Below are 5,858 nucleotides of genomic sequence, written 5' to 3'. Positions count from 1 at the left end.
GGTTATCACTTTTCATTTCAAATAATACTATATGGTAAGACAGGAACATTGACTAGCATTCTTACTTTGTTGACGATCATAGACTTATCATAGGAAACCTTTTTAAAATCTGGATAAGGATTTATTCAAAACTTAATTTTTTAATATGTCGGGTGATATGTCACCCAGTTCAGTTGAACCTATCGGGAATACTTGTTTATTTTTTCAAATTGGAGTATTTAATCGATATGCCTGAATCACTGTAAAGCTTGTTAAAGTATTACTTAAGAAGTTTAATAGCCCTTACGGGCTATTTTTCTATTTATGTTTTTAAGTTACGTTTGTGTACTAGTTTATTTTAAGTGAATAAATAGCTAGATTAAACTGCCTACCCGAGCTATACTGTTTTGTATTTAGTTAGTTTTTACCAATTCTTTAGCTGTAGTTCTTTCTTTCAGAATCATTTTTCTCTAACTAATTCTTAAATCAGTATCTGTAAAATTATGCGTATTATGATCTTTATCGACAGAATTAAGGATAGGCTTCTAAATATCATGAAAAATAAATTTTTTGGTAAAATGTATTTAGGAAAGCGATTATCCAAAACCGTTTGGGAACAGCAGTTTACATCAGGCTATTGGGATTATCTTTATTCTGATGATGAAAAAGGACACTATCTAACTATTTGTGAATTATATAAGCGGTTTAAGCCGGGTGGAAAAATCCTTGATGTAGGTTGCGGTCAAGGCGTTCTTTATTATTATATATCTGAAAATGTTAAATCCGATGTTGATTATTTCGGATTGGATATTTCTTTAGAGGCAGTAAAAATAGCTCAGCAAAGATTTGGAAGTGAAAGATTTATGCAACTGGATTTTGACAGGGCGAAAGTTAAAAATAAATATGACGTGATTATTTTTAATGAAACTCTTTACTATTTTGAACAACCTATTCAAATCATAGAGCAATCAATTTTTTTGAATTTAAATTCAAACGGATATTTTATAGTATCTATGTTCGATTTGCATGCAAACACCAAGATTTGGGAAGAGCTTTACAATAATTATAAATTTTTGGAAACGAGAACTGTAATGAACAGTAAAGGACAAAAATGGAGGGTATGTATTTTTATGCCTTGACTATTAAGATAAATATGATCTTAAGCAATATCTAACAAAGCATAGAAGTCGCCGTAATTAACTCAATGTGGCAGATACTGTTGAAAGATGGACATCTCATATCGTAAATCAGACTTGGGATTTAATTTGCTATAAGTATTTCAAGAATGATTACAATTTGGCAGATTAATTTCGTAACTGAAAATTGGATATTCATATTGAATAGGTATTTTGGTTGAAGAGATATGCATTGTTAGCTTTTTATAATGCATTTGTATTATTTTTTAGTACAAAGGGGCTATATAACAATTCGCTAAAATCCCCTAATTTTACTTCCAGAGTTAAATCACGGGACGATTTAGAACACTCATTTTTAATAGTGAGGCACGTACTCTGGATAGATACGAGTTATAACGAATTAAAGCCACTCAAAATAGTTGGGTGGTTTTTTTTTGTTTGCGGTTTAACAATCTGTATACTTTTTTGTTATATCATCTAGTGACCTTGTTGAGCTGATCAATGAGTTGTATTTGGTGTGCTTAATGATAGTGTACCATTGATATCATGCAGAAAAAACACTTTTTTCATTACATTTTTTTTACTAAAAAATAGTTGAATGGGCTGGAACTTACAACAATATTATACAGATTTAATTGAGTTTAGGGCTAAATACTCCTACAAGTGTGACTTAGTGGAATACGCAATTTCAGATTCAAATCGAAGTAAAGCTTTTATCCTTAAAAAACTATCACAAAAAATGGATGTTGAGTTCGAGAAGTTAGTTCGAAAGCATTATTTCCAGTCTTTGAAGAGGAAATTAAGTTCTATTGTGTCAATTCCTTTCTTAAGTGTGGTAGAATCTGGTGTTTTTGATTTTATCGTTTAATATGACGATCGTCCTGAATTTATAAAGTCTATAGTTAAAAAAAAAATGTTTGGACAGTTTACCGCTATCGTGGGTAGTGATAATATAATTTAGGAGCCTAATAATATGCTAAGTCTTTGATTGCAATACTTATATTTGCAGAATAAAATATTTATATAAACTTGCAGACCGTATCTCAGCTGAAAAAGGGCGAATTAAAAGGAGCTGTTTCTGTAAAAATTTCGGAAAATTTAACTGAATTCCCCGTTGAACTTTTTGAGTTGGAAGATACGCTCGAATATCTTGATCTATCTTCGAATAAGCTATCAAATTTGCCCTACGATTTTTATCGCTTTAAAAGCCTCAGGATATTTTTTGCTTCAGATAACTTATTTACGACTTATCCTGAAGTTTTGGGAAGATGCGATGCTTTGGATATTGTTGGATTTAAATCTAATAATATTAAGGTCATTCCAGCATCGGCACTTCATCCAAATTTACGGTGGCTTATTTTGACCGGCAATAAAATTGAGGCTCTGCCGCCATCGATTGGTAATTGTAAAAGAATGCAAAAACTGATGCTCGCCGGGAATCAGTTAACCTCTCTGCCTGAAACATTAGCGAACTGCAGTAATTTATCCCTACTTAGGATAGCTGCAAATCGAATCACAGAATTACCAGAATGGCTGTTAGGTTTGCCAAACTTAGCCTGGCTTGCGTTTTCAGGAAATCACTTTAAGCAGGATTTTACTTTTGCAGATGCTCAAGAATTAAATTTTGAACAATTTAACTTAAAAGAATTACTTGGTGAAGGAGCCTCCGGTACGATTTATAAAGCTGAAAGATCGAATGGTGATGCGATTGTAAATGTTGCCGTAAAAATATTTAAGGGCAATGTTACGAGTGACGGTTATCCTGATGATGAGATGAACGCTTACATCGCCGCAGGTAGTCATCCAGCGCTTGTTGGTTTGCTAGGTAAGGTGAATTTTTCAAAGGAAAAGAAAAGGGGTTTAGTAATGAATTTGATCCCTGAAGATTTTTTTAATTTGGGAGCACCGCCAAGTTTAGAAAGTTGTACCAGAGACATTTTTAATACTGGGATTGGATTGTCAAAGTTGCAGGTATTAAAAGTTGCGAACTCAATGGCATCAGTAGCTCAACAGCTTCATGCCAGAGGAATAATTCATGGTGATTTATATGCGCACAATATCCTAATCAATGAAAATGGAGAGACGCTATTTGGAGATTTTGGAGCTGCCTCATTTTACGATAAAAACAATGCTGTCGTCTCAGTTTATTTAGAGAAGATAGAAGTTAAAGCATATGGCTATCTTCTTGACGATTTGCTAACCATTTGCGTGGAGGAAGAAAACCCATCTCTTATTGAGTTGGCAAGGCTGCGTGACTTGTGTTTATCGTCACAACATGCTGAACGCCCAGGCTTCGACGAAATTGTAGAAAGCTTGACGGCGTTATCCAACTAAATACCTGCTTCTTCTTTAACTGCTAACTGACCACAGGCGGCATCGATATCTTTACCACGGCTACGGCGAATATTGGTATTGATGCCCTGACTTTTTAGATAGTTAGAAAATGCATCTATTTTGTCTCCCTCTGCATTGGTAAAATCGGCAAATGAAATAGGGTTGTACTCAATAAGATTTACCTTGCAAGGAATGTGTTTGCAAAATTTAGCTAAATCCATCGCATCTGATATTTCGTCATTAAAATGATTGAAGACAATATATTCGTATGTTACCGGATTTTTTGTTTTGGCGAAATAGTATTTTAATGCATCAGCCAATGCCTTTAATGAATTTGCTTCATTAATGGGCATAATTTCATTACGCTTTTTATCATCAGCAGCATGAAGTGATAAAGCAAGGTTAAATTTAGCGCCATCGTCACCAAGTTTTTTAATCATTTTAGCGATACCGGCAGTAGAAACTGTAATACGCTTATAACTCATGTTTAAGCCATCAGGAGCCGTTATCCTTTCAATTGATTTAAGCACATTAGCATAGTTTAAAAGCGGTTCGCCCATGCCCATGTACACGATGTTAGTTAAGGGATTATTATAGTTTTGCTTGGCCTGCTTATCAATCAATACAACCTGGTCATAAATCTCATCAGCATTTAAATTACGCTTACGATCCATGTAACCGGTTGCACAGAATTTACAAGTTAAACTACAACCTACCTGCGAACTCACGCATGCAGTCATCCTATCTTCCAGCGGGATCAAAACTCCTTCTACGATGTTCCCATCGGCTAAGCGAAAGGTGTTTTTAATGGTATGATCGTTACTAAACTGAGAGTTGTTAACTTGAACAGCATTTATTGAGAAACTATCATTTAATGTTTTGCGCAATTCTTTAGAAAGATTGCTCATGTCATCAAACTTAGTTGCCGATTTTTCCCACAGCCACTGGTAAATTTGCTTTGCCCTAAACGCAGGCTGTTGCATTGCGTTTAAGTGTTGTTGCAACTGAGGCAAATCCAGTGAGCGAATATCGATTTTTTTTGCTGTTACCATTTGCTGCAAAGGTACTCAAAATGCCATTAAGCTGAAAGCATAAAAAGGAAAGCAAATTACTAAGAGTCAGAATTTTACAATTGTCAGGCTATCTGCCTCTTTGCCTGGTATTTGATTTTCCTGAAGATTTACCCTTTACTGGCTTCGAATTTCTCGAAGATGAAGCACCTCTCGCAGGAGCTTTACCTGAAGAGTGTGAAGCTGATTTTTTCCCGGCTCCGGATTTTGTTGCGGGCTTACCAGGCTTGAACGTTTTTTTCGGTTGTTCTTTTTTAAGCTCTGGAATCTCTTCCCAGGAGTTGGTTTTCTTTTTGGTGTTTTTGGATTTTGAGGCTACTTCAGATGATGATTTTTCGACGCTATTCATAATGCCTCTCATTTCATCTTCATCCAATTCACGAAACTCTCCTGTTGGAATACCCTTTAAATTGATATTCATAATTCTGGTGCGTTCTAACTTTGTCACTTCGTAGCCAAAGTGCTCACACATTCTGCGAATCTGCCTGTTTAAGCCCTGAATCAAAATGATATTAAAAACAAAAGTACTTACCTGGTGTACTTTGCATTTTCGGGTATTAACACCTAGTATGGGTACGCCGTTGCTCATTTCGAAGATAAAATCTTCAGTAATCGGTTTGTTCACCGTAACAAGGTATTCTTTTTCGTGTTTATTTCCTGCTCTTAATATTTTGTTAACGATATCGCCATTGTTGGTTAAAAAAATCAGGCCAGAAGAATCCTTATCTAATCTTCCAATTGGAAAGATACGCTCACTGTGGTTTACATAATCCACAATATTATCTTTAACGTTTGATTCTGTGGTACTGGTAATTCCTACAGGTTTATTGAAAGCGAGTAAGATAAAATTTGATTCTTCTTTAGGCTCGATGTTATGGCCATTCACCATCACCTTATCTCCGGCAAAAACCTGATCGCCAATCTTGGCCCTCTTGCCATTAATGAAAACATTTCCTTTCTCAATAAACCGGTCAGCCTCACGGCGAGAACATAATCCACTTTCGCTGATAAACTTATTTAAACGGGTTGCAGTATTATTGTTCATGCTACAATTTTACGGAAATAAATTTGTTTAATTCAGCTGGATTTGCTTTTCAATAACCATTCAGGTTTGAGCATAGATGCTAGTTCCGGAATTTTGCTCCAGGCATTCCACGCCGCAACCAGTATGTATCTTGCCTCTGATGCATATGTCATCCGGATTCTAAAATAATTAAGCTGAGCGCTAAAAACTTTGATCATCAGCACTTGGGCCGTAGCTGCCAGGAATAGGAATATCCAACAATCTTAAATAAACACCAAGTTGAGCCCTGTGATGTGTGGTTTGGCTAAAGGCAAT

Annotated in this window: 4 protein-coding genes; 2 read left to right on the top strand and 2 right to left on the bottom strand. The window is 35.4% G+C overall.

Features of this window, described 5'->3' with window-relative positions; all coding sequences use genetic code 11:
• Positions 1–533: 533 nt before the first annotated feature.
• Positions 534–1,118, top strand: coding sequence for a methyltransferase domain-containing protein (locus ON09_RS24545; protein WP_010603230.1), 585 nt, complete (start codon positions 534–536; stop codon positions 1,116–1,118).
• A gap of 1,275 nt (positions 1,119–2,393) precedes the next feature.
• On the top strand, positions 2,394–3,449 hold the full coding sequence (locus ON09_RS21975) for a leucine-rich repeat-containing protein kinase family protein (RefSeq protein WP_238533780.1): 1,056 nt from the start codon (positions 2,394–2,396) through the stop codon (positions 3,447–3,449).
• On the opposite strand, the gene rlmN is transcribed toward ON09_RS21975, so the two are convergent.
• Together rlmN and rluF are read right to left on the bottom strand one after the other, a co-directional pair.
• Positions 3,446–4,501, bottom strand: a complete 1,056-nt coding sequence (gene rlmN / locus ON09_RS21970) for a 23S rRNA (adenine(2503)-C(2))-methyltransferase RlmN (protein ID WP_010603227.1) — start codon at positions 4,499–4,501, stop codon at positions 3,446–3,448. The genes ON09_RS21975 and rlmN overlap by 4 nt on opposite strands.
• 88 nt (positions 4,502–4,589) lie before the next feature.
• On the bottom strand, positions 4,590–5,564 hold the full coding sequence (gene rluF, locus ON09_RS21965) for a 23S rRNA pseudouridine(2604) synthase RluF (protein WP_010603226.1): 975 nt from the start codon (positions 5,562–5,564) through the stop codon (positions 4,590–4,592).
• Positions 5,565–5,858: the final 294 nt, after the last annotated feature.

It is taken from the genome of Pedobacter agri PB92 (assembly GCF_000258495.1).
Classification (GTDB): Bacteria; Bacteroidota; Bacteroidia; order Sphingobacteriales; family Sphingobacteriaceae; genus Pedobacter; species Pedobacter agri.
Note: the sequence above shows the minus strand (reverse complement) of the source record. Positions and strands in the feature narration are given on the sequence as shown.